Origin of the sequence: Mycobacterium cookii (assembly GCF_010727945.1) — a bacterium.
Lineage (GTDB): Bacteria > Actinomycetota > Actinomycetes > Mycobacteriales > Mycobacteriaceae > Mycobacterium > Mycobacterium cookii.
The window spans coordinates 970,959-994,264 of sequence record NZ_AP022569.1 but is presented as its reverse complement, the minus strand read 5'-3'; the positions used below and the strand labels follow the sequence as shown (position 1 = coordinate 994,264).

The window sequence follows — 23,306 nt, the reverse complement described above, 5'->3', positions numbered from 1 at the left end:
TCGTCAATAACGACTCTGGGGGTTCGTCGGCCGAAACCTGCTGCATGGCAAGGTAACCCGGGAAGATTCAGCAACGAGCCGAGTGAGCGTCTGCGCTGTTGTTTTGCCATTCGACCCCAATTTTTCTCCTGAATGCAGCCTAAGTGGTCACTAATAGACACTCAGACTCGTGCAGAATTTACATACATAATCAGCGTTCTCTCAGATAGGCTCGGGCGGTCGGCGAACCGTTGCGGGTGTTGGGCGTAAAAGCTCATATGCGAGACGCCGACGACAGGGCCGCCGCCCCATGTACGTCCATATCGTCCATATCGACACACACCTGAATGGAGGCTCGCACGTGAGTCTGAACGCTCGTATCTCAGCGCCGCACGGCCGCAAGATGGCGGTAAGTTTTTGCACGGCCGCTGGTGCCGCCGTTATTGCCGCGTCGTTCAGCCTGGGGACCGCTCCGGTGGCCGGCGCGGACGTCTCCGATGCGGATGCGGTCAGCTCCTTGGTCGGGGCACTCGACCCGAGTGCGTTGAGCGCCGCCAGCCTCGCCGAAGCGGCTCTCCCCGCAGCGACCGAGACTGTGCCCGTCGCGAATGCGATCAGCTATTTGATCGACGCATTGGACCCTGCGCAGTTCACCGCCACGGGCGCACCGGCGGGGGTGTTCGGGCTCGTGGGCTACTACCTCGACTTTTACCTGTTCGGGCCCACCAGCATCGACCCTGCAGTGGATGCCTTCCTCGAACCGTACGTCGTAGACTTGGTGAATTCGTTGGGATCCACCGCCGCAAGTGCCGCGACCGCGGGCGTTGATCCGGTCAGCGAATTGGTTGGGGCGTTCGACCCCGGCGCGTTCGGCGCGTTCGACTCGGTCGTCGACGGCTTGTTGGGTTCTGCCACGCTCTTCTGATCTCGGTCGCTTTGGCTGGCGAGGGCCGACTTGGCCCCGCCAGCCAAAGCGCTTCGGCGCCTCAGTCGCCGGCCTGACCCGTTGTCGGTGGACGCGAGACGCACTGAGCGGAGTACAGCTCTTCGCCGAGCTTGTCCATCAACTGAAGCTGCGTCTCCAGGTAGTCGACGTGGTTCTCCTCGTCGGCGATGATGCCCTCCAGCAGGCTGGCGCTGGTCGAGTCCTGCTTCTCGCGGCACATGATGACGCCCGGCTTCAGACGGTTCAGCACGTCGTACTCGATCGCCAAGTCGGCTTCGAACTGCTCGCGCAGCGTCTGACCGATGCGTAATGAGAAGAGCCGCTGGTAGTTTGGCAGCCCGTCGAGCAGCAGGATCCGGTCGGTGATGGCCTCGGCGTGCCGCATTTCGTCGAACGACTCTGCACGAGTGTGGCCGGCCAATTCGGTGAATCCCCAGTTCTCCTGCATCTTGGAATGCAGGAAGTACTGGTTGATCGCAGTCAGCTCGCTGGTCAGCTGCTCGTTGAGCAGGCGCAAAACATCAGGATCACCTTGCATGATCGCTCCTCCATGTCCCCTGAGACTTGTTTCGAGTCGCGGCGGTCGACAGTGAAGTTGGGCTGGAACATCACCACGCGCCGTCCATGAACGTAGTCGAGTCTACGGCTGTCGGCGCGCTGATTCGCCCGGTGTGGCCGGACCAATTTCACTAAAAGTGCTGGTCAAAGCCTTACCTAAGTAAGGATAGCCTTCGCGAAGGAAGTTAGGTTAGACTTCCCTACATGCTGGCTGACCGGTCATCAGAAACCCAGGCAACGGGGGTTCGCTGATGTACGTGTGCCTGTGCGAAGGGGTCACCAGCCAGACCGTTTCCGAGGTGGTCGCCCAAGGGGCATCGACGTCCAAAGAGGTCGCCACAAAGTGTGGAGCGGGCCTGGACTGTGGACGTTGCCGGCGCACCGTGCGGGCCATCATCGAGGCCGCCGCACAACTGCAGCCGACCGGCTCGTAGCGATCAACTCTGCTTCTTCGCGGTGAAATCCGCGAGCGCTGCCGCGTTCGCCTGACCACCCAAAAGCTCTGCAAAATGCGCGTTTTCCCGCTCGGTCGCCGCCGCGATCTCGGAGCGGATGGGTTCGACCATCGATTGCTTGACCGCGATCAGGCTCGGAATCGGACGCGAGGCAAGCGTTTCGGCGTAACTGCGGGCCTGTGCGATCAACTGATCGGGCTCGCAGACCTTCCACGCCAGGCCCATCGAACGGGCTTCGTCGGCGTCGACCCACTCCGAGGACATCAACAGCCATGCAGCGTTCTGCCGGCCGATCAACTGCGGCATCAGATACGACGACGCCGCCTCCGGAGCGACGCCCAAGCTGGTGAACGGGCACTTGAGCCGGGCCATCGAGGACATGAAGACCAGGTCGGCATAACCCAGGATGGTGGCGCCGATCCCGACGCCGACACCGTTCACGGCGCAGACCAGCGGCTTGGGAAAGTGCGTCAGCGCCTCGATCATCGTGGTGAAATGCGAGCCTTGGTTGGCCATTTCGGGGTCGGTGATGCGAGCCTGCATCTCCTTGAGGTCATTGCCGGCGCTGAACGCGCGTCCGGCCCCGGTCAACAGCACGACCGCGACGTCCGGGTCGGCGGCGGCAGATGTGAGCGCCGCGGCGGTGGCCTCGTAGAGCGCCTCATTGAACGCGTTGAGCGCGTCGGGCCGGTTCAGGGTGAGCGTACGGACCCGATTCTCATCGTCGACCTTGAGTATCACCGGCGTCTCCTCAACTGTTGAAAGGCGTCTTCAGCACGTAGCGACTGGTCGGGATGGTGTCGATGTTCTCGTTGGCGCCGAAAGCGGTTGTGCTGGCGACCATTCGAGATAGCCGTTGCTGTAGGTCGGTGTCGTCCGACGCACCGAAGAACGCCTTCAGATCGGTGATCGCCTCAACCGGGAACAATTCTTCGACGATGCCTGCCAGTTCCGGCGCATGCGGGGTCAGCGGGCGCACCACGGCGTTCTGGGTGTAGCCGAAGGTGGACTGGGTTTCGATCGCCACTTGGGTGTGGTCGTGCTGCCAGCGCTGCAGCCAGGTCCCCCGGTCAAGCCCGGCGGGTCGGCGCAACAGCGCAATGTTCGCCAAACCTGTTGTTCGACTGCCTAATTCGAGCGGTGCGAGCAGCGGGACGGACTCGGTCACCAGATACGCGGCGAGCGCATCGCACTCGGCCGTCAGCACCTCGAGCGCCGCGGCGATCTGGTCGCCGTAGCACTGTTGGGTCCACATGCTCACCACCGCGGCCCCCGGCGGATCGAGCGTCGTCAGCGTCATCAGTGAATGGCGGACCGCCGCGTCGCGGACATTGACGGTCAGGCCGGTCACGCCGAGTTCGAGGATCGCCTCGGCGACCGGTCCGCGCTGGCGTTGGCACCAGTCGTCGTCCCGGTCGGCGGCCATCAGCACCGCGACGACTTTCTCCATCGCCTTGCCTCCTACTCGCCGCGGGCCCAGCGTGGCTGGATGAACACGCCTTCGGCTTCGACGGTCACGCCATGGTCGTCGGCGAGGTGGCCCGCCGCGAAGGTTTTCACCCCGTCGACGCGGGTGGTCGCGGCTTCGGCGTGCAGGTCCCCGAGTCGGGTGGCGCGCAAGTAGCGAAAGCTGATCGTCCCGGTCAGCCGCGGGTTGATGCCGTCGCTGGCGGCCTCGCCCAGTAGATGGTCGAGTATCAGGGCGGCGACTCCGCCGTGCACATGACCGGGCGGCCCTTCGTACGCGGCGCCGAGATGAAAATCGCACCACGAGGTGCCCGAGCTGTCGTGCTGGATCTCCACCGGCGGCGCGATCGGATTGCGGATACCGATGACGGCGTTACCCCAGGCCATCCGCTCGCCGCTGGCCAGGTAGCGAACCCCGAACGAGCCGTCGAGCTGCTTACGGCGTAAACGGGCGGTGGCCGCGTCGATTTCGGCTTTGGCCACCGCGACGTCGGCGGCCTCCACCTGGGTCCGGACCGTGGCGTCGATGAGCTCCCGGACCGACTGGGCCAGCGGCTCGTAGACGGCACGCAGTCGTTCGACGTCCTCGGCGCTGATGTTCTCCAGCGTGAAGTCCAACATGAGGCGAAACTAGAACACGTTCACATCCCGGTCGCTACCGGGCCGGGCGAACCTGCTTGTCGCCGCACAACAGCTCGCCCATGAGCCCGGCGAGCTGCCGATACGGTGCCTCGCGGCCGCTGGACGATCGGAAGACCAGCCCGATGCGGCGGCCGGGACGGGGCGTAGCGAAATAGGCCAGCTCCAGCCGGCTGCGGGCGGTCTCGACGGGCACCGCACTTTGCGGGATCAACGTGACGCCCAGCCCGCCCGTCACGCACTGCACCGCGGTCGCCAGCGATGCCGCCCTGGTGTTGGCCAGGTCGGCGTGCACGCCCGCCTTGCGGCACACATCGAGGGCCTGGTCGCGCAGGCAGTGCCCCTCGTCGAGCAGCAGCAGCGGCAGGTCCGCGAGCGCGGTTGGCTGCACGCGCCGCTTGCCCGCCAGCGGATGCCCGGGCGGCAGCGCGAGTACGAAATCCTCGTCGTAGATCGGTATTTCGGTGATGCCGCTGGTCTCGGCCGGTAGCGCGATGAGCGCCGCGTCGACGGACCCATCGCGCAAGCCGCCGAGCAGTCGCTCGGTCTGGTCTTCGATGAGCCGCAAGCTCAGGCCGGGCAACTGGTCGGCCAGGCCGGCGAGCAGAGTCGGCAGCACGTACGGCGCCACCGTCGGAATCAGGCCCAGCCGGATGCTGCCCTGCAGCGGGTCGGACGCACCCGCGGCCGCCGCCGAGAATGCGGTGGCCGCCTCGATCACCGCTTGGGCCTGCGGCAGCAGCTGCCTGCCTTCCGAGGTGAGAAAGACCCGGCGGGTGGAGCGCTCGATCAGCGGCACACCCAGACCGGTCTCCAGCGCGGACAGGGCCTGCGAGAGAGTCGACTGGCTGACGCCGAGAGTCATTGCAGCACTGCCGAAATGCTGCTTCTCCGCCACGGCGACGAAGGCCCGCAGGCCAGCAATCGTGGGCTGATAAGTCTTATCGGTCATACTTATCAATATAGTGGGAAAGATCACCTTTTGTTCAAAGTCCCGATCAGGCAAGATGGTGTCAAGATCAAATCTTGACTTAATCCAAATTGACTGAGGAGCGACTCATGGCACTGCTGACCATCGGCGACCAGTTCCCCGCCTACCGACTGACCGCGTTGATCGGTGGCGACCTCACCAAGGTTGACGCCAAGCAGCCCGAGGATTACTTCACCACAATCTCCAGTGGCGACTTCGAGGGCAAGTGGCGGGTCGTGTTCTTCTGGCCGAAGGACTTCACCTTCGTCTGCCCCACCGAGATCGCCGCGTTCGGAAAGCTCAACGACGAGTTCATCGACCGCGACGCCCAGGTGCTCGGCGTCTCGGTCGACAACGAGTTCGTGCACTTCCAGTGGCGGGCGCAGCACGAAGACCTGAAGAAGCTGCCCTTCCCGATGCTGTCTGACCTCAAGCGCGACCTGTCCGAGGCCACCGGGGCACTGAACGCCGACGGCGTCGCCGACCGGGTGACCTTCATCGTCGACCCGAACAACGAAATCCAGTTCGTGTCGGTGACCGCCGGTTCGGTGGGGCGCAACGTGGACGAGGTGCTGCGGGTGCTCGACGCCCTGCAGTCCGACGAACTGTGCGCGTGCAACTGGAAGAAGGGCGACCCGACGATCGACGCCGGCGAGTTGCTCAAGGCATCGGCCTGATCATGAGCATCGACAATCTCAAAGACGCGCTCCCTGAATACGCCAAGGACCTTAAGCTCAACCTCGGCTCGATCAGCCGCAGCACGGTGCTGAACTCCGAGCAGCTGTGGGGCACCTTGCTGGCCAGTGCCGCGGCGACCCGGAATACCCAGGTGCTGGCCGAGATCGGCGCCGAGGCGGCGGACAACTTGTCGTCGGAGGCCTACCAGGCGGCGCTGGGCGCCGCGTCGATCATGGGCATGAACAACGTGTTCTATCGCGGCCGGGGCTTCCTCGACGGCAAGTACGACGACCTTCGTCCTGGCTTGCGGATGAACATCATCGGGAATCCGGGCGCGGACAAGGCCAATTTCGAACTGTGGTCGTTCGCGGTGTCGTCGATCAACGGGTGTTCGCACTGCGTGGTCGCCCACGAGCACACGCTGCGCGAGGCCGGCGTCGAGCGGGAAGCGATCCTGGAGTCGTTGAAGGTCGCGGCCATCGTCGCCGGGGTCGCCCAGGCGATCACCACCGCGCAAACGCTGGCCGCCACCGGATAGCACCGCCCGTAGACTTCGGCTGTGGTGGTCAGCCAAGTCGATGTGCATCGGCTGCGCCGTTGCGTCGAGTTGGCCCGCATCGCACTGGAGCAGGGTCACGCGCCCTTCGGTGCGATGCTGGTCGGCTCGGACGGCCGGATTCTCTACGAGGACTTCAACCGCACCACCGACAACGACCTGACCCTGCACGCGGAGCTGGGTGTCACCCGCTGGGCGGTCGCGAATCTGGCTCCGGTGCAACGCATTCGGGCGACCGTGTACACATCGTGTGAGCAATGCCCGATGTGCGCCGCAGCGCACGCCTGGGCCGGGCTGGGGCGCATCGTGTATGCAACGTCGTGCGCTCAGTTGACCGGCTGGCTGGCTGAGTGGGACGCACCAGCACCGCCGGTGGCGATGCTGCCGATCGGCACGGTCGTGCCCCGGGTGGTGGCCGACGGACCGGCGCCCGAACTCGAGGACGAGATGAGAACCCTGTACGAGGCCAGGTACCGCCGTTGACCGCGCCCGCCTGGGTTGAGCATGTGATCTGGTGGCATGTCTATCCGCTGGGCTTCGTCGGTGCTTTCCCTGCTGATACCCCGCCGGAACCCGGTGAGCACCGACTGCGTCGGATAGCCGGCTGGTTCGACCACGCCATCGAGCTCGGTGCATCGGGGATCGCGCTGGGACCGATCTTCGCTTCGCGCACACACGGTTACGACACCACCGACCACTACCGCATTGATCCGCGGCTCGGTGACGACGATGATTTCGACCATCTGATCACCGAGGCGCGGCGGCGGGGCCTACGGGTACTGCTCGACGGGGTGTTTAACCACGTCGGCTTCGAGTTCGACGCCGACGCGCGCTGGTTGCGCGGGCGCCCAGGCAGATTTCACACCTTCGAAGGCCATGGCGACCTGCTGACGTTGAACCACGACAATCCCGACGTCGTCGATTACGTCGCCGACGTGATGGCGCACTGGCTTCGGCGCGGAGCCGACGGGTGGCGGCTGGACGCTGCATACGCTGTGCCGCAGAGTTTTTGGGCGACGGTGCTGCCAAGGGTCCGCCGGCGTCACCCCGAGGCGTGGTTCGTCGGCGAGCTGATTCACGGTGACTACGCTTCCGCCGTTCGCGAAGCCGGATTCGACTCGGTCACCCAGTACGAGCTGTGGAAGGCGATCTGGAGCGGGCTGAACGACGGAAACTTCTTCGAGCTGGATCATGCGCTGCAGCGGCACAGCGACTTTGTGACAAGCTTTGCGCCGCTGACGTTCATCGGCAACCACGACGTGACTCGGATCGCGAGCCGGCTTCAGCGCCCCGAGCATCTCGCGCACGCATTGGTGATCCTGATGACGGTGGGCGGGGTCCCCAGTATCTACGCGGGCGACGAGTTCGGATACCAGGGGATCAAAGAAGAGCGATTCGGCGGCGACGATGCGGTGCGTCCAGAATTCGGCACTCCCCCAGCACAACTCGATTCTCGCGGGCTCGAAATATGGTCTCTTCATCAGTACCTGATCGGGATGCGACGCCGCCACCCGTGGCTGCACCGCGCCTCGACCTCCGCACTGCGGCTGGAGAACCGGCAATACCTGTACCGGACCAGCCACGGTGACCAGTCTCTGGTCGTCGCGCTCAACATCGACGACAAGAACATGGAAGTGCGGCTGGACTCCGGCTCGGCGGAGGTGATCGCCGGAAGCGGGGCACCGCCGCCGGAGTCCGTCGACTCGGTGTCCGTCGAGCCGCACGGCTGGCGGGTTCTGCGGCCGGTTCACGACAACCGCTGAAGCGTCAGCGGATCCTCCTCGCCATCGTAATAGCGCGCCAGCAGCTCGACGAACTCGCTGTTGTCGTCAGTCGCGCGGCCGAACAACGTCATCGACGACCGCACCTTCATGTCGTCGGGCGACCCGAAGATCTGCCCGATCGAGCGGTCCTGGACCGCGTTGACCAGCCGGGTGCATTCGCGCAGCCGCGGTCCGAGCAGGTCGTGGCGAAGATAGGCCCGTGCCTCGTCGAGTGAGGAGATCGCGTAGCGAGCCGCCGTAGGGCTGCTGCCCAGGCCGGCGATCTGCGGGAAGACAAACCAAATCCAGTGACTGCGCTTGTGGCCGGCCCGCAATTCGTCGACGACTTGCGTGTACACCCGTGCCTGCGCGTCGACGAAACGCTGCAGATCGAAGGGGTCGCTTGCGGATTGCATATGACCTACGTTGACACAGTGGTCGAACGGCGGATACCGAAGGTGCGCGACTTTGCGCCGCTGATCCGATTCCGCACACCTCGGTTCGACCGCGTGCAGCGTCGGCTCGACGACGCCCAGACCATCCATGATCTGCGCCGCATCGCCAAGCGGCGGACGCCGCGCGCGGCCTTCGACTACACCGACGGCGCCGCCGAGGACGAGATCTCTCTCGGTCGGGCACGACAAGCCTTCCGCGACATCGAGTTTCATCCGACGATTTTGCGCGACGTCAGCACGGTCCGGACTGGATGGCAAGTACTGGGCGGGCCCGTCGCGCTGCCGTTCGCGATCGCGCCGACCGGATTCACCAGGCTGATGCACACCGAAGGCGAAGTGGCCGGCGCCCGCGCTGCCGAGCGCGCCGGCATCCCGTTCTCGCTGTCGACGCTGGGCACCGCGTCGATAGAAGACGTGGTCGCCGCTGCGCCTCAGGGCCGCAAGTGGTTTCAGCTGTACATGTGGCGTGACCGGGACCGGTCGATGGCGTTGGTGCGCCGCGCCGCCGAAGCCGGCTTCGACACGTTGCTGGCTACCGTCGACGTCCCGGTTGCCGGTGCGCGACTGCGTGACGTGCGCAACGGGATGTCGATCCCGCCGTCGTTGACGCTGCGGACCACGCTCGATGCCGCGGTGCGGCCGCGCTGGTGGTTCGACCTGCTGACCACCGAACCGCTGTCCTTCGCGTCGCTGGATCGCTGGTCGGGAACGGTCGGCGAGTATCTGGACCAGATGTTCGACCCGAGCCTGACCTTCGACGACCTGGCATGGATCAAAGCGCAGTGGCCGGGCAAACTCGTCGTCAAAGGCATCCAGACCCTCGACGACGCGCGGGCGGCTGTCGATGTCGGCGTCGACGGCATCGTGTTGTCCAATCACGGCGGCCGGCAACTCGATCGGGCCCCGGTGCCGTTTCATTTGCTGCCCGCGGTGGCGCGCGAGCTCGGCGCGCACACCGAGATATTGGTCGACACCGGCATCATGTCCGGTGCCGACATCGTGGCCGCCGTCGCGCTCGGTGCGCGCTGCGCGTTGATCGGTCGGGCATATCTGTACGGGCTGATGGCCGGCGGTGAGGCCGGCGTTCGTCGCGCGCTCGACATCCTGTCCGGGCAGCTGATCCGCACGATGAAACTGCTCGGCGTCAGTTGCCTGGAAGAACTGTCGGACCGGCACGTGACACAGTTGCACCGGCTTGCACCGGTGCGACCGACCTGAACTCAGGCGATCCGGAACACCGGATACTCGTCGACGATGCCTTCGAAATCCGAGAGCGGCGCGCCTTTGTCCACCGTGAAGAACGGACGCGCGCCCGGTGCCAGTTCGAGGTATCGCCGCAGAATCGCGGGGCGATCGGTCGAGGTGTCCTCGACAAGTGACACTTCTTCGGGCTGCCCACGCTTCAGCACCGCGCGACCGTCACCACCGCGCAGATTGCGCACCCAGTTGCTCCGATGGCCGAGCATGGCGACCAGGTAGCGCTGGCCCTGATAATCGGCGACCACCACCGGGAACGAAATGATGCGTCCCGATTTGTGGCCGCGCACCTCGAGTGTGGCCGCCCCACCGGGGCCGAACCCCCGCGCGAAGGCCTTGGCGCCCAAACGGTTCGCGATCCGCGCCGACCAGCGCGGGCGACCGCCGCGATATTGCCACCGCTGCAGTGCGCTGATCAGGCCCAAGGGCATGCGCCAACAATACCGACCAAGTCCAGGCTGTCAGCGCTTGAATGCCTTCCGGCGTTGCGCGCTGCGCAGCACGATGTCGACCGCGGCCGCGATCACGTCGTCGTCCGGCAGGGTCCCGAACATGATCGACGGACAGGCCACCACGCCGGTCAGCATCGACAGGGCGGCCTCGAGTTCGGCTCCGTCGAGGATCTCCCCGAGCATCGCGCGCATCTGTCCCTGGCCGGAGTTGTTGATTTTGTCGCGGATAACCCGCATCTCCTCGACCGAAGCCCACTGCGCCATCCCGGTCAGGATGAGGTCCAGACGCATCTCGGTGATGCCTCCGCGGAAGGCTTCGAGTTCGCCGATGATGTCGTCGCGTAGATTTCCGGTGCGTTCGTGGTGCGGGAGTTCGCCCAGCGCATCCACCGCGAGCACGATCAAGTCCACCCGCGACGGCCAGTGCGTGTACAGAGTTGTTTTCGAGTAGCCGGCAAGTTCGGCCACCCGCGCATGGGTCACGGCGTCGGAACCTTCGTCTGTCAGCACCCCGAGGGCCGCGCGCGAGACATCCGCGCGGGTGCGAGCCACCCGCGCGTCCTCGCCGGGACCCGGCGTCTTATCGCCCGGTCCGGGTGCCATCTGAGCACTCCACCTTTGCGCCGGCCTTTCCTGAGTTGAACCGCCCCAGAAAAGCTAGCCGATGAAGGCCTGATTCTGTAATGGAAGATTCCGTCACTAATGTACGTTTAGACCAGTAGTGTACCGGGAAGTGGTTACCGTACGGGTTGGTCAGATAGCCGGCCCGGCCGGATTGCCCATTTCACAAGAAGGAACTCCATGTCTGCCATCCTTTTTGGCTCGATCAGCACGCTCGTCGACACCTCAGAACTGCAGCGCCGTGCGTTCAACGAGTCGTTCGAGGCCCATGGCCTTGACTGGCAATGGTCGCAGCCTGACTACGTGTCGATGCTCGAGTCGAACGGTGGTGCGCAACGCATCGCCGACTACGCCGAGGCGCGCGGCGAGGACGTCGACGCCGACGCCGTGCACACCACGAAGTCGCAGATCTTCCAGGAATTGCTCGTCACGGCAGGACTCAAGGCGCGGCCGGGGGTCGTCGCGACGGTCAACGAGGCGAAGCGCCGCGACGTCAAACTCGGCTTCGTCACGACCACCTCGCCGGAGAACATCTCGGCACTGCTGGAGTCGTTGAGCCCCGACATCGACGCCGACACGTTCGACGTGATCGTCGATCGCGATTCGGTGGCAAGCCCCAAGCCGGACGCCGCGGCGTATCTGTTCGCGCTGGAGCAACTCGACGAGGATGCCGATTCCGCCGTGGCGATCGAAGACAACGTCGGCGGGATCGCCGCCGCGTCGGCCGCCGGCGTGAAATGCGTTGCCTTCCCCAACGAGAACACTGCGGACGGCGACTTCGCGGCGGCCGCCGACACCGTCGACGCCCTCGACCCAGAGCAACTCGTCGGCCTCGTCGCCTAAGCGCCCTATCCCCCATCCTCTTTCCCCAAGGACATCCTTAATGAGCGATTTGCAAGCGCGAGTCACCAGCAGTCCCAGAGCTTTTCACGTCGAAGGCTACGAGAAGATCGAGTACGACCTGGTCTACGTCGACGGCGTCTTCGGGCCGGACAGCCTTGAACTGGCGGAGACCTACCGGCCGTACGGTCGGGCGCTGATGGTCGTGGACGAAACCGTCTACGACCTGTACGGCAACCAGATTCACGGCTACTTCGAACGGCACGGCATCGACCTGACTGTCATGCCGGTGCAGATCCGGGAGACCGCGAAGTCACTCGAGACGTTCGAGAAGATCGTCACGCGGTTCAACGACTTCGGACTGGTTCGCACCGAGCCGGTTCTCGTCGTGGGTGGCGGGTTGATCACCGATGTCGCGGGGTTTGCCTGTGCGAGTTATCGCCGCAACACCCCCTACATCCGGATTCCGACGACGTTGATCGGTCTCATCGACGCCAGCGTGTCCATCAAGGTCGCCGTCAATCACGGCAAGCACAAGAACCGGTTGGGCGCCTACCACGCGTCGCAGAAGGTTCTGCTCGACTTCTCGTTCCTCAAGACGCTGCCGGAGGATCAGGTCCGCAACGGGATGGCCGAGCTGATCAAGATCTCGGTGGTCGGCAACACCGAGATATTCGAGCTGTTGGAGGCCCACGGCGTCGACCTGCTGCAGACCAGGTTCGGGTATCTGGACGGGACGCCCGAGTTGCGTTCTGCGGGTGAACGTCTCACGCACCAGGCGATCGCCACCATGCTCGAGCTCGAAGCGCCCAATCTGCATGAGATCAACCTCGACCGGGTGATCGCGTTCGGGCACACCTGGAGCCCGACCCTGGAGCTCACTCCCCCCGACCCGTTCTTCCACGGCCACGCCATCAACATCGACATGGCGTTGTCGACGACACTGGCCGAGCAGCGCGGCCATCTGTCGGTCGACGAGCGCGACCGGGTGCTCGGATTGATGAGCGACCTGGGCCTGGCACTGGACAGCCAGTACTTGACGCCGGAACTGCTGAGCACAGCCACGGCCGCCATCTTGAAGACCCGCGACGGCATCCTGCGGGCGGCTGTGCCGGCACCGATCGGCCGTTGCCTCTTCCTCAACGATGTCGGCGTCGAGGAGCTCGCCGAAGCCCTGGTGTTGCACAAGAAACTCTGTCTGGATTATCCCCGCGGTGGTGACGGCGTCGACATGTTCACCTCGACGACGTATGGCAGCTGCCATGCATGATGTTGTGCCGCTGCGGAATACACCCGTCATGTCGCCGGAACATGCATCCGATATGCGGGTCGGTGCGCCCACTGACGTCCGTGGTGGCAACGTCATCCGGACGCTGGCCACACTCGCCGGCCTGCTGATCACCCTGCCGATCGACGCTCTGCTCGTCGCCGTCGCGCTGCTGTGGCGCGTGAAACCGCCCGCCGCGGCGCGGCCCCGCACATTCCCGCGCACCGTGCTGATCTCCGGCGGCAAGATGACCAAGGCGCTGCACCTTGCGCGATCGTTCCACCGCGCAGGGCATCGGGTGATTCTGGCCGAGACCGCGAAATACCGGTTCACCGGTCACCGCTTCTCCCGGGCGGTGGACGCCTTCTACTGCCTTCCCGACCCGGCTGAGCGCGGTTACGACGATGCTCTCTACGAAGTGATCCGCTATGAGGCCGTGGACAACTTCATCCCGGTGTCCAGCCCGGCCGCCAGCGTCCACGACGCGCGGGCACGCTACGCCCTGGACGACATCTGCGAGGTCATGCACGCCACCGAGGACGTGGTGCGCATGCTCGACGACAAGGCGGAATTCTCCAAAGTGGCAGTCGCATTGGGGCTTCGAGTACCCGACTGGGTGCGGATCACCGATCCCCGCCAGATTCTGGACTTCGACTTTCCGGCGGGGCGTAGCTATGTCTTGAAGCGGATCGCGTACAACCCCGTCGGCCGGTTGGACCTTCCTCGCTTGTCCAGGCGTACGCCGCAACGCAACGCGGCATTGGCGCATTGGCTGTCGATCTCGGAAGAGAATCCGTGGATATTGCAGGAGTTCATCGCCGGACGTGAGTACTGCACGCACGGAACCGCCGTCAACGGGCGACTGCAGGTGCACGTCTGCTGTGAGTCGTCGGCATCCCTGCTCAACTACGCGGCGGTCGACAAGCCGGAGATCCGCGCGTGGGTCGAGCAGTTCGTGACCGCACTGGGCGTCAGCGGGCAGTTCTCCTTCGACTTCATCGAGGGCGACGATGGCAATGTCTATGCCATTGAATGCAATCCCCGCACCCACACCGCCATCACGACGTTCCACAATCACACCCGGCTCGCATCGGCGTATCTCGACGACGGGCATCCGACCGTCACGCCCGTCACCGGCGCCCGCCCGACGTATTGGATCTATCACGAGATATGGCGCCTGCTGACCGAGCGCGGCCGGCGCGCACGGCTGAACAGCATCCTGCGGGGCCAGGATGCCATCTTCGCGTGGTGGGATCCCCTGCCGTACTTCATGGTGCACCACGTCCAGATCCCGGCGCTGCTGATCGACAACCTTCGCCACCGCCGGGGCTGGGCCAAGATCGACTTCAACATCGGCAAGTTGGTCGAGCCGGACGGAGACTGAATGTCCTTTGCTGCCAAGCCTTTACGGCTCCTGCACCTGGTCGGCTCCGCGGTGGACGACTTTCATGCCGACCTGTCTCGGCTGTACGCCGGAGCATGCCTGGACGCGCTAACAGGGTCGACAGACTACGTCGCACAGGTGGCCTACATCGCACCGGACGGATCATGGCGGTTCCCAAGGGATCTGAGCCTCCGCGCGATCGAACAAGCCCCGGCCCTGACGCGCGAGGATGCCGTCGAGTGGATCCAGGCGCTTGAGGTGGACGCGATGGTCCCGCAGATGTTCTGCATCCCGGGCATGACGACCTACCGGGCGTTATTCGACGAACTCGGTATCCCCTACCTCGGCAACCCGGCCGACGTGATGGCCGTCGGCGTCAACAAAGTCAAGACGCGGTGCACCGTCGCGGCCGCCGGGGTCGCGGTGCCCGCCGCAGAGATCCTCGGCCCCGGTGAGCGGCCCGCGCTGCCGTATCCCGTGGTGGTCAAGCCGGTCGACGCCGACAACTCCGTCGCGGTGTCCCTTGCGCGTGGCCCCGACGATTACGCCGCCGCTGCCTCGTCGGCACTGGAACACAGCGGCGCCGCGCTGGTCGAGGCGTATGTCGAGCTGGGCCGAGAAGTGCGCTGCGGCATCATCGTTCGTGACGGCGAACTGGTCTGCCTGCCGCTCGAAGAATATGCGGTGGACCCCCATACCAAGCCGATTCGGACGCCCGAGGACAAACTCGCCCGCACCGAGAACGGCGAGCTGTATCTCGTCGCGAAAGATCCCGCCAAGGCCTGGATCGTCGACGACGACGATCCGCTGACCCAGCAAGTCTGGGACGCGGCACGACGCTGCCACGTCGCGCTGGGATGCCGGCATTACAGCCTGTTCGACTTCCGCATCGACCCCGACGGCCGTCCCTGGTTTCTGGAGGCCGGACTCTATTGCTCGTACTCCCCCGGCAGCGTCATTGCCGTGATGGCGGCTGCCGCCGGCATCGGCGTGCGCGATCTGTTCGAGATCGGGCTGGCCGAATTGAAACACGAAGGGGCGCCATGTTTAACGTCACCGCGATGACCCCAATCGGTGCCCGGCTCACCGGTGTTCGGGTCGATACCCTCGACGCGGCGTCCGTCGCGCAGGTGCGGTTCCTGCTCGCCGAATACGGTGTGCTCGTTCTGCCCGGTCAGCACGCCGACGATGCGGGCTTCCTGCGTTTTCTGCGCAGTTTCGGGCCAACCATGTTCACCGTCGGGGAAACTCCGGTGCCCGGGCATGACGAACTCAACGTCGTCAGCAATGTCGGGAGGTCGAAGCCGCCGCGATCGAGCTTCCACACCGACACGAGCTACGTCGCGAAACCTCCGGCCTTCACCGCCCTGCGGGCGGTCGCCGTGCCCGAGCGCGGCGGACAGACATTGTTCACCAATCAATATGCGGCCTACGACACCTTGCCCGTCGATGTGCGACAGGAATTGCTCGGACGGACCATCACGCACGTGGTGACCGGTCTGGAGCTCGGGCCGGATGAGGAGACGTCGGCCACCCATCCGATCATCGACGTTCACCCGCTGTCCGGGCGCACCTACCTCTACCTCTCCACACCGCAGCGCTGCGCACGGGTCAGCGGTATGTCGGCAGAACAGGCCGCCAATACGGTGGGCTTTCTGTTCGCGCACTGCACCCGCCCCGACAACGTCTACCGGCACACGTGGTCGCCTGGCGATGTCGTGATCTGGGACAACCGGTGCGTCATGCACTGCGCCGACCACGCCGGCGTTCGCGGCGACCGGGTTATGCACCGCGGCATGATCGCCGACGTCGACCGGGAACAAATTGGATCCGGTCCAGGTTGAGCGCAGCAGGCTTAACTTTGGAGGATTGATGGCTGAAACCAAGTCAGTGCCGGTGTTGTTCGTCAGCGACCCGATCGTGCTGCCGGGAATGGTGGTGCCCATCGCGCTGGACGACGCCGCCCGCGCTGCCGTCGACGCTGCCCGGGCCACCGAGTCGGGCACGTTGCTGATCGCGCCCCGGCTCGACGACCGCTACCCGTCATACGGCGTGCTCGCAACGATCGTGCAGGTCGGGCGTATCGCGGGCGGCGGCACCGCCGCGGTGGTCCGGGGCGAGCGGCGCGCCCATATCGGCACTGGGGCGAGCGGCCCGGGCGCCGCACTGTGGGTCGAGGTGACCGAGGTCACCGACCCCGAACCCGACGACGAAACCCGTTCGCTGGCAGCTGAATACAAGAAGCTCCTGCTGGCGATGCTGCAACGCCGGGAGGCGTGGGAGCTGGTCGACGTTGTCAACCGGTTGACCGACCCGTCGGCGCTGGCGGACATGGCGGGCTACGCCTCGTATCTGACCGGCGTGCAGAAGCGTCAGCTGCTGGAAACCGAGAATGTCGCCGAACGGTTGCGGACGCTGATCGACTGGACCGGCGACCACTTGGCCGAAGTCGAGGTCAACGACAAGATCGCCGAAGACGTCCGCGACGGCATGGAGAAGCAGCAGAAGGAATTCCTGCTGCGCCAGCAGTTGGCGGCCATCCGCAAGGAGCTCGGCGAAGGTGAGCCTGAGGGATCTGATGACTACCGGGCCCGCGTCGAGGCGGCCGACCTGCCGGACAAGGTTCGCGAGGCCGCGCTGCGCGAGGTCGGCAAGCTGGAACGCTCCAGCGACCAGAGCCCCGAGGGCGGCTGGATCCGCACCTGGCTGGACACCGTGCTCGACCTGCCGTGGAACGCCCGCACCGAGGACTCGACCGACCTGAAGGCGGCCCGCGAGATCCTGGACGCCGATCACCACGGCCTCGACGACGTCAAGGACCGCATCGTCGAATACCTGGCCGTGCGTGCGCGGCGTGCTCAGCGCGGTCTGCAGGTTGTCGGTGGGCGTGGTTCCGGCGCCGTGATGGTGTTGGCCGGCCCTCCCGGGGTCGGCAAGACATCGCTGGGTGAGAGTGTCGCCCGCGCGCTGGGTCGCAAGTTCGTCCGCGTCGCCCTCGGCGGTGTGCGCGACGAGGCCGAGATCCGCGGGCACCGGCGTACGTACGTCGGCGCGCTGCCCGGCCGGATCGTCCGCGCCATCGGCGAAGCGGGATCGATGAATCCCGTTGTGCTGCTTGACGAAATCGACAAGGTCGGCTCGGACTTCCGCGGCGACCCCAGCGCCGCCTTGCTGGAGGTGCTGGACCCCGCGCAGAACCACACCTTCAGAGATCACTACTTGGATCTGGATCTGGACCTGTCCGATGTGGTGTTCCTGGCGACGGCCAACGTCATCGAGAACATCCCGTCGGCGCTGCTGGACCGGATGGAACTGGTGCAGATCGACGGCTACACCGAGGACGACAAGGTGGCCATCGCGCGCGACTTCCTGCTACCGCGGCAACGTGACCGGGCCGGGCTGACCGACGACGAGGTCGCCGTCACCGACGCCGCGCTGCGCAAGATCGCGGCCGACTACACCCGCGAGCCGGGCATGCGGCAGTTCGAACGGCTGCTGGCCAAGGCGCTGCGCAAGGTCACCACGAAGATCGCCGACGAACCGGTGACGATCGACGAGCCGGACCTGGTGGATTACCTGGGCCGCCCGCGTTTCACCCCGGAGTCCGCCGAACGCACGGCGGTGCCGGGCGTGGCGACCGGCCTGGCCGTGACGGGGCTCGGCGGCGACGTGCTCTACATCGAGGCCGGCGCCAACGAGGGTGAACCGGGTCTGCAGCTGACCGGCCAGCTCGGCGACGTCATGAAGGAGTCGGCGCAGATCGCGCTGTCGTATGTGCGCTCGCACGCAGCGGAATTAGGCGTCGACCCCGAGACGCTGAACCGGCGGATTCATGTGCACGTGCCCGCCGGCGCCGTCCCGAAGGACGGCCCGTCGGCCGGTGTGACGATGGTGACCGCGCTGGTGTCGATGGCGACCGGACGACAGGTCCGCGCCGACGTCGGGATGACCGGCGAGGTGACGCTGAACGGTCGGGTGCTGCCGATCGGCGGGGTCAAGCAGAAGCTGCTGGCTGCCCAGCGGGCCGGGCTGTCGACGGTGTTCATCCCGCAGCGCAACGAGCCGGATCTCGACGATGTGCCCGCCGAGGTGATCGAGGCGTTGGACGTCAAACCGATGACCGACGTCGCCGAGATCGTGGCCCAGGCGCTGGAACCGGCGCAGGAGGCCGTCACCGCCGCGGCGTAATCTGCGGTGATGCCTGATCTGCAGCAACTCAAACGGCGCGTCGTCCACACCGCTCAACGCCTGGTGGTCAACCCGATTGGTCGTCGGTCACCGATGACCATGCTGGAGACCACCGGGCGCAAGTCGGGCCAGCCGCGCCGCACCGCGATCGGGGGCCGGCTGATCGGCAACCAGTTCTGGCTGGTCTCCGAGCACGGCGAGCACTCGCATTACGTGCTCAACATCAAGGCCAATCCGGCGGTGCGGCTGCGGCTGCACGGCCAGTGGCGCACCGGCACCGCTCACCTGCTGCCCGACGATGACGTGAACGAGCGGCTCAAGGGCCTGCCCGGGGTCAACAGCGCGCTGGTGCGGCTGATGGGCAGCGATTTGCTGACTATCCGGGTCGACCTGGACTGAGCATGGCGTACGACGCCGACCTGGCCGACCGGGTCCGGGAACTGCTGGGCCCGGTGCGCGGCGTCGACGAGATTCGGATGTTCGGCGGGCTGGCCTTCCTGATCAACGGCAATATGTCCGTCGCCGTGAGCGGGCAGGGCGGGCTGATGGTGCGGGTGCCGCCGGGCGACACCGAGAATCTGCTGAGCCGCAGCCACGTCAGCCCGATGGTGATGAGCGGACGCGAGGTTCGCGGGTGGATCCGCGTCGATGCCGGCGGGGTGAAAACCAAACGGCAATTGACCGACTGGGTGACTCGCGGCGCCGACTACGCGCGCAGTCTTCCGCCGAAGTAATCACGACGTTTGCGAAGCCTCGCTGCGGGTACGCCGTGCTCTGTGGATCCCGACAGGCGTCTGGTGCGGCGGTTGCTGACGACCGCCGGCACCACCTACGCCGAAGAAACGGGAATCCGTATCGACGACAAACCGATGCCGCTGTTTCAGCTGCTGGTGCTCTGCATGCTGGCGAGTAAGCCGATCGACGCCGCCACCGCGATGCGTGCTGCCCGTGAATTGTTCAAAGCCGGGCTGCGCACTCCCAAGGCCGTGCTGGCGTCCGATCGACGCAGCATGATCGCTGCGTTCGGCCGCGCCCACTATGTGCGCTACGACGAGAGTTCGGCCACGCGGCTGACGGATATCGCCAAGCATGTGCGAGACGATTACGCCGGTGATCTCCGCGCCATCTCCGAGCGCAGTCATCACGACATCGAAGCCGCGAAGCGGATGCTCAAGCAGTTCAAAGGAATCGGTGACACCGGCGCCGACATTTACCTGCGCGAAGTACAAGACGTGTGGACGTGGGCACGGCCCTTCTTCGACGAGCGCGCCAGGGCCGGCGCCACGGCACTGGGACTGCCCGGCGATGCGGACAAGCTCAGCGCCCTCGCCCCGCGCTCCAATGCGCGACTGGCCGCCGCGCTGGTGCGATCGACTCTCGACGACGACGTACGTCAACGGGTGGCCGGCTAGCCATCTGTGTGGGCTGCACGAGCAAGGTAATCCGACAGGATGGAGCAGTGATCATGGTCGACTCGAAGATATTCGTCATCGTCGGCGGCGGACTGGGCGGAGCCAAGGCTGCCGAAGCGTTGCGCGAGAAAGGGTTTGACGGCAAAGTCGTGCTGTTCGCCGACGAGGAGCACCTACCTTACGAGCGACCGCCATTGTCCAAAGAATTTCTTGCCGGCAAGAAGTCGCTCGGCGATTTCACCGTGCACGACTCACAGTGGTACCGCGACAACAAGATCGACTTGCGGGTCGGCACCGAGGTGCTGTCGATCGACCCGAATGCTCACACCGTCGCAGTCTCAGGCGAGAGCCTGAAGTACGACAAGTTGCTGCTGGCCAGTGGATCGCGTCCGCGGTGGCTGACGATCCCCGGTGCCGACTCCACCGGAGTGCATTACCTCCGGAAATACGACGACGCGTCGAACCTGAATACGGCTCTGCTCGAGGGATCGTCGCTGGCGGTGGTCGGGGCCGGGTGGATCGGCCTGGAGGTTGCGGCTAGTGCTCGCGAGCGCAAGATCGATGTCACCGTGGTCGAGACGGCCAAGGCGCCGTTGATCGGCGCGGTCGGCGAAGAAGTCGGCAACGTGTTCGCCGCGCTGCATCGCGACCATGGTGTGGACCTGCGCCTGGAGACCGAAGTCAAGGAGATCATCACGACCGACGGCAAGGCCACCGGTTTGCGATTGGGCGACGGGTCGACGGTCACCGCCGACCGCGTGCTGGTCGCCGTCGGTGCGCAGCCCAACATCGAACTCGCCGAGGATGCCGGCCTGTCGACCGGTGACGGCGGGGTGCTGGTCGACTCGTCGTTGCGCACCAGCAACCCCGACATCTATGCGGTGGGTGACATCGCCGCGGCCGAGCATCCGTTGTTCGACGAGCGCATCCGCACCGAACACTGGGCCAACGCGCTGAATCAGCCGGCCGTCGCAGTCGCGGGGATGCTCGGCGAAGACGCGAAATACAAAGAGCTGCCGTATTTTTTCACCGACCAGTACGACCTCGGCATGGAGTACGTCGGTTACGCGCCGAACTGCGATCGGGTGGTGTTCCGCGGCGACGTCGAGGGCCGCGAATTCGTGGCCTTCTGGCTGGACGGCGAAAACCGGGTGCTGGCCGGCATGAACGTCAACGTCTGGGATGTGCTCGACGACATCAAGAACCTGATCCGGTCGAAGAACAAGGTGAATCTCAACGCATTGGTCGATACCGAAAAGCCGTTGGGCGACGCCGTCAGTTGACCGTGACGACGGTGGGCGGACGCAGAGTCTGGAACCGTTCGCGTTCGTCGCGACGACGCTTGATCCGCAGTCGCGCATCCGACGGTGGGGTGACCGCCTCGTCGCAGGTGAGGTAGAACACCTCGCCGGCAACGTCGATGAGTTCTGCGTCCTCTAATCGAGAGCCCAACTCTCGCAACGTCGTTCGTAGCTCATGGGTGAATCTGATGGTCGTGTCGTAGGCGAGTTCGCGAGACGCGCGGGTGCTCGCCGCCATCCGCTCGGACAGCTTCGCCTCCGATCCGGCCGGTTTCACCGGCTGCGGCACATCGGTTGCGGCGTGTCCGGCGGCAGCCAGCAGCATCGCTGGATCGTCGCCGAACATCAGGTTCGCCAGCTCGACCTCACCGGGGCCGCGGTGCCCGATCCGGCTGACCGCGGACGTGAACGCGGCGCCGATGGTGCCCGACATGGCGGTGACGCCGTCGAGGTCGCGGTCTAATGCCAACGCGCACAACTGCGCATCGTTATGGATCAGCCCGGCCAGCGACGCGGTCTTGGCTTCGATGGCGTCGCTGTGCAGCAACGCGCCCACTCCGGCGACGCCGATGTGCACGCCGGTGCGCTCCACCGTCGCCGCGGTGACGCCATTGTCGATCAGCCACAGCCCGGTTAGCCGCCAACCCTGATGAATCCTGTCCCGCAGCAACCGAACCCGTACCTGCAATTCGGCGTCGGATTTCGACATCAGTTGCACCGCAGACAGATGTTCGGCCGCGGCCGCCGCGACGTATGCCTGGGTGTCGGCCTTGAGATGGCGTAGCAACGCCAAGGCTCGTTTGGCGACAACGGCTTTGGCGGCCGACCCGAGCACGCGGCCAGCCGACCGCGGGCGGCCGAGCGGCCACAGCGCCTCGACGTGCGAGCCGCCGAGCGATGCCCGTCTGACCTCGTCGGCGTTCCAGCCGGGCAACTGCTCCGCGGCAAGAACGTTCGCCGAAACACCGATGTAGGGCTGGTGACTGAACACGGCGATCGCCCGACTCCCCCATTCGTCGGCCAGCGCATCGCCGGGGCTCATCACCAGACTCATCGCCCTGGTAGCGGCTCGCAGACCGGAGAGCTGGACGTCAAGCGTCATCGGTGTCAGCGGGCCGGGCAGCGCCTCGGCTACCGTCGCCGCACTGAACACCGGGAAGCGCGGGTCGATGCGGTCGTCGAACTCACCCTCCTGCCCGTCGCTTCCAGCAGCCGACAACAGTGCGCCGTCCGACGGCCTGGCTCGCGGCGCAACCTCGACCGGCAGTGGCAGATGACCGGCCAGATCCGCCGCACCCCGGGTATCGACCCGGCGGCCGACCAGGCCGCGGGTGGTGTCGGCGACCGCATCGCTTGCCCGCCAGCCGAATTCAAACTGCCACGACTCCGCCGCCGCTGCATCGTCGAAGTCGGGCGTCAGGTGGTGCCAGCATGGGAGCCGAGCCAATCGGGGTCGCTGATCGGCCGAGCGCAGCAGTCGACGCGCAGCGCCGATATCGACGGTGTCCGGAGCCGCGAGGTCGACCACGCCGCTGCGGTTGGTGGCCACCGCATGCACCAGGAAGCGCAGCAGGTCGTCGAAATGCAGCAGCCGAAGCGGCTGAGCCGGATTCTTGCTCGCCAACAGGCTGCCGACTGTGCGGCAGATCATCCAGTCGAGCTGGCGGCCCATCAGCGGTGCTATCCGCACCACCACGCTGGGCGCCCACCCGGAGGCCACCAGCGTCTCGGCCTGTCCGTAGAGCGTGGGTTGACCGGCTGACTGTGACAGGCAGATCAGCCGGGAGCCGGCGCGGGCCGCCGCATGCGCGACGTGCACCAGACCGTTGATCCCCGCGCTGCCCGGCGCGGCGGCCTCGATCGGGGCAAGGTGCAGGACGACCTCGGACGCGTCGGCCAGTTGCTGCAGCACCGGGTCGACGAGTGAGCCACGAACAAAGTCGACGTCGGGATGCAGGGATTCATGCGGCTCGGCCGCGATGCCGGTGACCGTATGGCCGGCGGCGACCAGCTGCCGGGCCACGGCGCGCCCGAGCAGGCCGGTGACGCCGGTCAGCAGGATCCGCACGCCCGAGCACCTCCACGGCGTCTAGTTGACTAGTTGACAATAATCGCGCG

26 protein-coding genes are annotated in these 23,306 nt (G+C 65.7%); 17 read left to right on the top strand and 9 right to left on the bottom strand.

Features of this window, described 5'->3' with window-relative positions; genetic code table 11:
* Window positions 1-340: 340 nt before the first annotated feature.
* The gene (locus tag G6N27_RS04760; RefSeq protein ID WP_163775310.1) at window positions 341-904 is read left to right on the top strand and encodes a hypothetical protein; all 564 of its coding nucleotides are present in this window, start codon (window positions 341-343) and stop codon (window positions 902-904) included.
* Between the two features lie 61 nt (window positions 905-965).
* Here the strand turns inward: G6N27_RS04760 and bfr are convergent, their stop codons facing one another.
* Entirely contained in the window at window positions 966-1,463 is a 498-nt protein-coding gene (gene bfr, locus G6N27_RS04755; protein ID WP_163775309.1) for a bacterioferritin, read from the bottom strand.
* A 271-nt stretch (window positions 1,464-1,734) separates the two neighbouring features.
* Between bfr and G6N27_RS04750 the strand changes: the two genes are divergently transcribed.
* Window positions 1,735-1,917, top strand: a complete 183-nt coding sequence (locus G6N27_RS04750) for a (2Fe-2S)-binding protein (RefSeq protein ID WP_163775308.1) — start codon at window positions 1,735-1,737, stop codon at window positions 1,915-1,917.
* Between the two features lie 3 nt (window positions 1,918-1,920).
* Here G6N27_RS04750 and G6N27_RS04745 read toward each other — a convergent pair whose 3' ends face one another.
* From G6N27_RS04745 to G6N27_RS04730, 4 genes are read right to left on the bottom strand one after another with little or no spacing between them, the layout of a single operon-like run.
* Window positions 1,921-2,679, bottom strand: coding sequence for an enoyl-CoA hydratase/isomerase family protein (locus G6N27_RS04745; RefSeq protein ID WP_163775307.1), 759 nt, complete (start codon window positions 2,677-2,679; stop codon window positions 1,921-1,923).
* 10 nt (window positions 2,680-2,689) lie between these two features.
* Window positions 2,690-3,388, bottom strand: coding sequence for an EthD domain-containing protein (locus G6N27_RS04740; protein ID WP_163775306.1), 699 nt, complete (start codon window positions 3,386-3,388; stop codon window positions 2,690-2,692).
* A gap of 11 nt (window positions 3,389-3,399) precedes the next feature.
* Window positions 3,400-4,026, bottom strand: coding sequence for a PaaI family thioesterase (locus G6N27_RS04735; protein WP_163775305.1), 627 nt, complete (start codon window positions 4,024-4,026; stop codon window positions 3,400-3,402).
* Between the two features lie 34 nt (window positions 4,027-4,060).
* On the bottom strand, window positions 4,061-4,996 hold the full coding sequence (locus tag G6N27_RS04730) for a hydrogen peroxide-inducible genes activator (protein ID WP_163775304.1): 936 nt from the start codon (window positions 4,994-4,996) through the stop codon (window positions 4,061-4,063).
* A 107-nt stretch (window positions 4,997-5,103) separates the two neighbouring features.
* On the opposite strand from G6N27_RS04730, the gene G6N27_RS04725 reads away from it, so the two are divergent.
* The 4 genes from G6N27_RS04725 to G6N27_RS04710 are packed head-to-tail and all read left to right on the top strand — an operon-like array spanning window position 5,104 to window position 8,011.
* A complete protein-coding gene (locus G6N27_RS04725) occupies window positions 5,104-5,691 on the top strand; it encodes a peroxiredoxin (RefSeq protein ID WP_163775303.1) in 588 nt (195 codons plus the stop codon).
* Window positions 5,692-5,693: 2 nt separating this feature from the next.
* Complete coding sequence (locus G6N27_RS04720) at window positions 5,694-6,230, top strand: alkyl hydroperoxide reductase (protein ID WP_163775302.1); 537 nt, start codon at window positions 5,694-5,696, stop codon at window positions 6,228-6,230.
* Window positions 6,231-6,251: 21 nt separating this feature from the next.
* On the top strand, window positions 6,252-6,731 hold the full coding sequence (locus G6N27_RS04715; RefSeq protein ID WP_163775301.1) for a nucleoside deaminase: 480 nt from the start codon (window positions 6,252-6,254) through the stop codon (window positions 6,729-6,731).
* The gene (locus tag G6N27_RS04710) at window positions 6,728-8,011 is read left to right on the top strand and encodes an alpha-amylase family protein (protein WP_163775300.1); all 1,284 of its coding nucleotides are present in this window, start codon (window positions 6,728-6,730) and stop codon (window positions 8,009-8,011) included. Before G6N27_RS04715 ends, G6N27_RS04710 begins: the two co-directional genes overlap by 4 nt.
* On the opposite strand, the gene G6N27_RS04705 is transcribed toward G6N27_RS04710, so the two are convergent.
* Window positions 7,996-8,427, bottom strand: coding sequence for a DUF1810 domain-containing protein (locus G6N27_RS04705; protein WP_163775299.1), 432 nt, complete (start codon window positions 8,425-8,427; stop codon window positions 7,996-7,998). The genes G6N27_RS04710 and G6N27_RS04705 overlap by 16 nt on opposite strands.
* Here G6N27_RS04705 and G6N27_RS04700 point away from each other — a divergent pair, their 5' ends adjacent.
* The gene (locus G6N27_RS04700; RefSeq protein WP_163775298.1) at window positions 8,428-9,684 is read left to right on the top strand and encodes an alpha-hydroxy acid oxidase; all 1,257 of its coding nucleotides are present in this window, start codon (window positions 8,428-8,430) and stop codon (window positions 9,682-9,684) included.
* Between the two features lie 2 nt (window positions 9,685-9,686).
* Here G6N27_RS04700 and G6N27_RS04695 read toward each other — a convergent pair whose 3' ends face one another.
* Window positions 9,687-10,154 carry a hypothetical protein gene (locus tag G6N27_RS04695; protein ID WP_163775297.1) on the bottom strand — a complete coding sequence of 156 codons (468 nt, stop codon included), beginning with the start codon at window positions 10,152-10,154 and terminating at the stop codon, window positions 9,687-9,689.
* A 30-nt stretch (window positions 10,155-10,184) separates the two neighbouring features.
* Window positions 10,185-10,778 (bottom strand): TetR/AcrR family transcriptional regulator, encoded by a 594-nt coding sequence (locus tag G6N27_RS04690; RefSeq protein ID WP_163775296.1) that lies wholly within the window; start codon window positions 10,776-10,778, stop codon window positions 10,185-10,187.
* A gap of 198 nt (window positions 10,779-10,976) precedes the next feature.
* On the opposite strand from G6N27_RS04690, the gene G6N27_RS04685 reads away from it, so the two are divergent.
* From G6N27_RS04685 to G6N27_RS04640, 10 genes are read left to right on the top strand one after another with little or no spacing between them, the layout of a single operon-like run.
* Window positions 10,977-11,639 (top strand): HAD-IA family hydrolase, encoded by a 663-nt coding sequence (locus G6N27_RS04685; protein WP_163775295.1) that lies wholly within the window; start codon window positions 10,977-10,979, stop codon window positions 11,637-11,639.
* A 40-nt stretch (window positions 11,640-11,679) separates the two neighbouring features.
* Window positions 11,680-12,906 carry a sedoheptulose 7-phosphate cyclase gene (locus tag G6N27_RS04680; protein WP_163775294.1) on the top strand — a complete coding sequence of 409 codons (1,227 nt, stop codon included), beginning with the start codon at window positions 11,680-11,682 and terminating at the stop codon, window positions 12,904-12,906.
* 28 nt (window positions 12,907-12,934) lie between these two features.
* Window positions 12,935-14,287, top strand: a complete 1,353-nt coding sequence (locus G6N27_RS04675; protein ID WP_232064860.1) for an ATP-grasp domain-containing protein — start codon at window positions 12,935-12,937, stop codon at window positions 14,285-14,287.
* Window positions 14,288-15,352 carry a D-alanine--D-alanine ligase family protein gene (locus tag G6N27_RS04670; protein ID WP_163775293.1) on the top strand — a complete coding sequence of 355 codons (1,065 nt, stop codon included), beginning with the start codon at window positions 14,288-14,290 and terminating at the stop codon, window positions 15,350-15,352.
* Window positions 15,349-16,131: a TauD/TfdA dioxygenase family protein gene (locus G6N27_RS04665; protein ID WP_163775292.1), complete on the top strand. Its 783-nt coding sequence runs from the start codon at window positions 15,349-15,351 to the stop codon at window positions 16,129-16,131. Before G6N27_RS04670 ends, G6N27_RS04665 begins: the two co-directional genes overlap by 4 nt.
* Window positions 16,132-16,159: 28 nt before the next feature.
* The gene (gene lon / locus G6N27_RS04660) at window positions 16,160-18,475 is read left to right on the top strand and encodes an endopeptidase La (protein WP_163775291.1); all 2,316 of its coding nucleotides are present in this window, start codon (window positions 16,160-16,162) and stop codon (window positions 18,473-18,475) included.
* 9 nt (window positions 18,476-18,484) lie between these two features.
* The gene (locus G6N27_RS04655; protein ID WP_163775290.1) at window positions 18,485-18,874 is read left to right on the top strand and encodes a nitroreductase/quinone reductase family protein; all 390 of its coding nucleotides are present in this window, start codon (window positions 18,485-18,487) and stop codon (window positions 18,872-18,874) included.
* 2 nt (window positions 18,875-18,876) lie between these two features.
* Window positions 18,877-19,209, top strand: coding sequence for a TfoX/Sxy family protein (locus G6N27_RS04650; RefSeq protein WP_163775289.1), 333 nt, complete (start codon window positions 18,877-18,879; stop codon window positions 19,207-19,209).
* Between the two features lie 42 nt (window positions 19,210-19,251).
* Window positions 19,252-19,887, top strand: coding sequence for an HhH-GDP family DNA glycosylase (locus G6N27_RS04645; RefSeq protein WP_163775288.1), 636 nt, complete (start codon window positions 19,252-19,254; stop codon window positions 19,885-19,887).
* Window positions 19,888-19,940: 53 nt separating this feature from the next.
* The gene (locus G6N27_RS04640) at window positions 19,941-21,170 is read left to right on the top strand and encodes an NAD(P)/FAD-dependent oxidoreductase (protein ID WP_163775287.1); all 1,230 of its coding nucleotides are present in this window, start codon (window positions 19,941-19,943) and stop codon (window positions 21,168-21,170) included.
* Here G6N27_RS04640 and G6N27_RS04635 read toward each other — a convergent pair.
* Window positions 21,163-23,256, bottom strand: coding sequence for an NAD-dependent epimerase/dehydratase family protein (locus tag G6N27_RS04635; protein WP_163775286.1), 2,094 nt, complete (start codon window positions 23,254-23,256; stop codon window positions 21,163-21,165). The two genes, G6N27_RS04640 and G6N27_RS04635, sit on opposite strands and share 8 nt — an antisense overlap.
* Between the last annotated feature and the right edge of the window lie 50 nt (window positions 23,257-23,306).

Excerpts from the sequence above, each read along its gene's own strand:
- bfr (WP_163775309.1), bottom strand. The coding sequence starts at position 1,463 with ATGCAAGGTGATCCTGATGTTTTGCGCCTGCTCAACGAGCAGCTGACC.
- G6N27_RS04750 (WP_163775308.1), top strand. The coding sequence starts at position 1,735 with ATGTACGTGTGCCTGTGCGAAGGGGTCACCAGCCAGACCGTTTCCGAG.
- G6N27_RS04740 (WP_163775306.1), bottom strand. The coding sequence starts at position 3,388 with ATGGAGAAAGTCGTCGCGGTGCTGATGGCCGCCGACCGGGACGACGAC.
- G6N27_RS04735 (WP_163775305.1), bottom strand. The coding sequence starts at position 4,026 with ATGTTGGACTTCACGCTGGAGAACATCAGCGCCGAGGACGTCGAACGA.
- G6N27_RS04730 (WP_163775304.1), bottom strand. The coding sequence starts at position 4,996 with ATGACCGATAAGACTTATCAGCCCACGATTGCTGGCCTGCGGGCCTTC.
- G6N27_RS04725 (WP_163775303.1), top strand. The coding sequence starts at position 5,104 with ATGGCACTGCTGACCATCGGCGACCAGTTCCCCGCCTACCGACTGACC.
- G6N27_RS04720 (WP_163775302.1), top strand. The coding sequence starts at position 5,694 with ATGAGCATCGACAATCTCAAAGACGCGCTCCCTGAATACGCCAAGGAC.
- G6N27_RS04705 (WP_163775299.1), bottom strand. The coding sequence starts at position 8,427 with ATGCAATCCGCAAGCGACCCCTTCGATCTGCAGCGTTTCGTCGACGCG.
- G6N27_RS04700 (WP_163775298.1), top strand. The coding sequence starts at position 8,428 with ATGACCTACGTTGACACAGTGGTCGAACGGCGGATACCGAAGGTGCGC.
- G6N27_RS04695 (WP_163775297.1), bottom strand. The coding sequence starts at position 10,154 with ATGCCCTTGGGCCTGATCAGCGCACTGCAGCGGTGGCAATATCGCGGC.
- G6N27_RS04690 (WP_163775296.1), bottom strand. The coding sequence starts at position 10,778 with ATGGCACCCGGACCGGGCGATAAGACGCCGGGTCCCGGCGAGGACGCG.
- G6N27_RS04685 (WP_163775295.1), top strand. The coding sequence starts at position 10,977 with ATGTCTGCCATCCTTTTTGGCTCGATCAGCACGCTCGTCGACACCTCA.
- G6N27_RS04680 (WP_163775294.1), top strand. The coding sequence starts at position 11,680 with ATGAGCGATTTGCAAGCGCGAGTCACCAGCAGTCCCAGAGCTTTTCAC.
- G6N27_RS04675 (WP_232064860.1), top strand. The coding sequence starts at position 12,935 with ATGTCGCCGGAACATGCATCCGATATGCGGGTCGGTGCGCCCACTGAC.
- G6N27_RS04670 (WP_163775293.1), top strand. The coding sequence starts at position 14,288 with ATGTCCTTTGCTGCCAAGCCTTTACGGCTCCTGCACCTGGTCGGCTCC.
- G6N27_RS04665 (WP_163775292.1), top strand. The coding sequence starts at position 15,349 with ATGACCCCAATCGGTGCCCGGCTCACCGGTGTTCGGGTCGATACCCTC.
- lon (WP_163775291.1), top strand. The coding sequence starts at position 16,160 with ATGGCTGAAACCAAGTCAGTGCCGGTGTTGTTCGTCAGCGACCCGATC.
- G6N27_RS04655 (WP_163775290.1), top strand. The coding sequence starts at position 18,485 with ATGCCTGATCTGCAGCAACTCAAACGGCGCGTCGTCCACACCGCTCAA.
- G6N27_RS04650 (WP_163775289.1), top strand. The coding sequence starts at position 18,877 with ATGGCGTACGACGCCGACCTGGCCGACCGGGTCCGGGAACTGCTGGGC.
- G6N27_RS04640 (WP_163775287.1), top strand. The coding sequence starts at position 19,941 with ATGGTCGACTCGAAGATATTCGTCATCGTCGGCGGCGGACTGGGCGGA.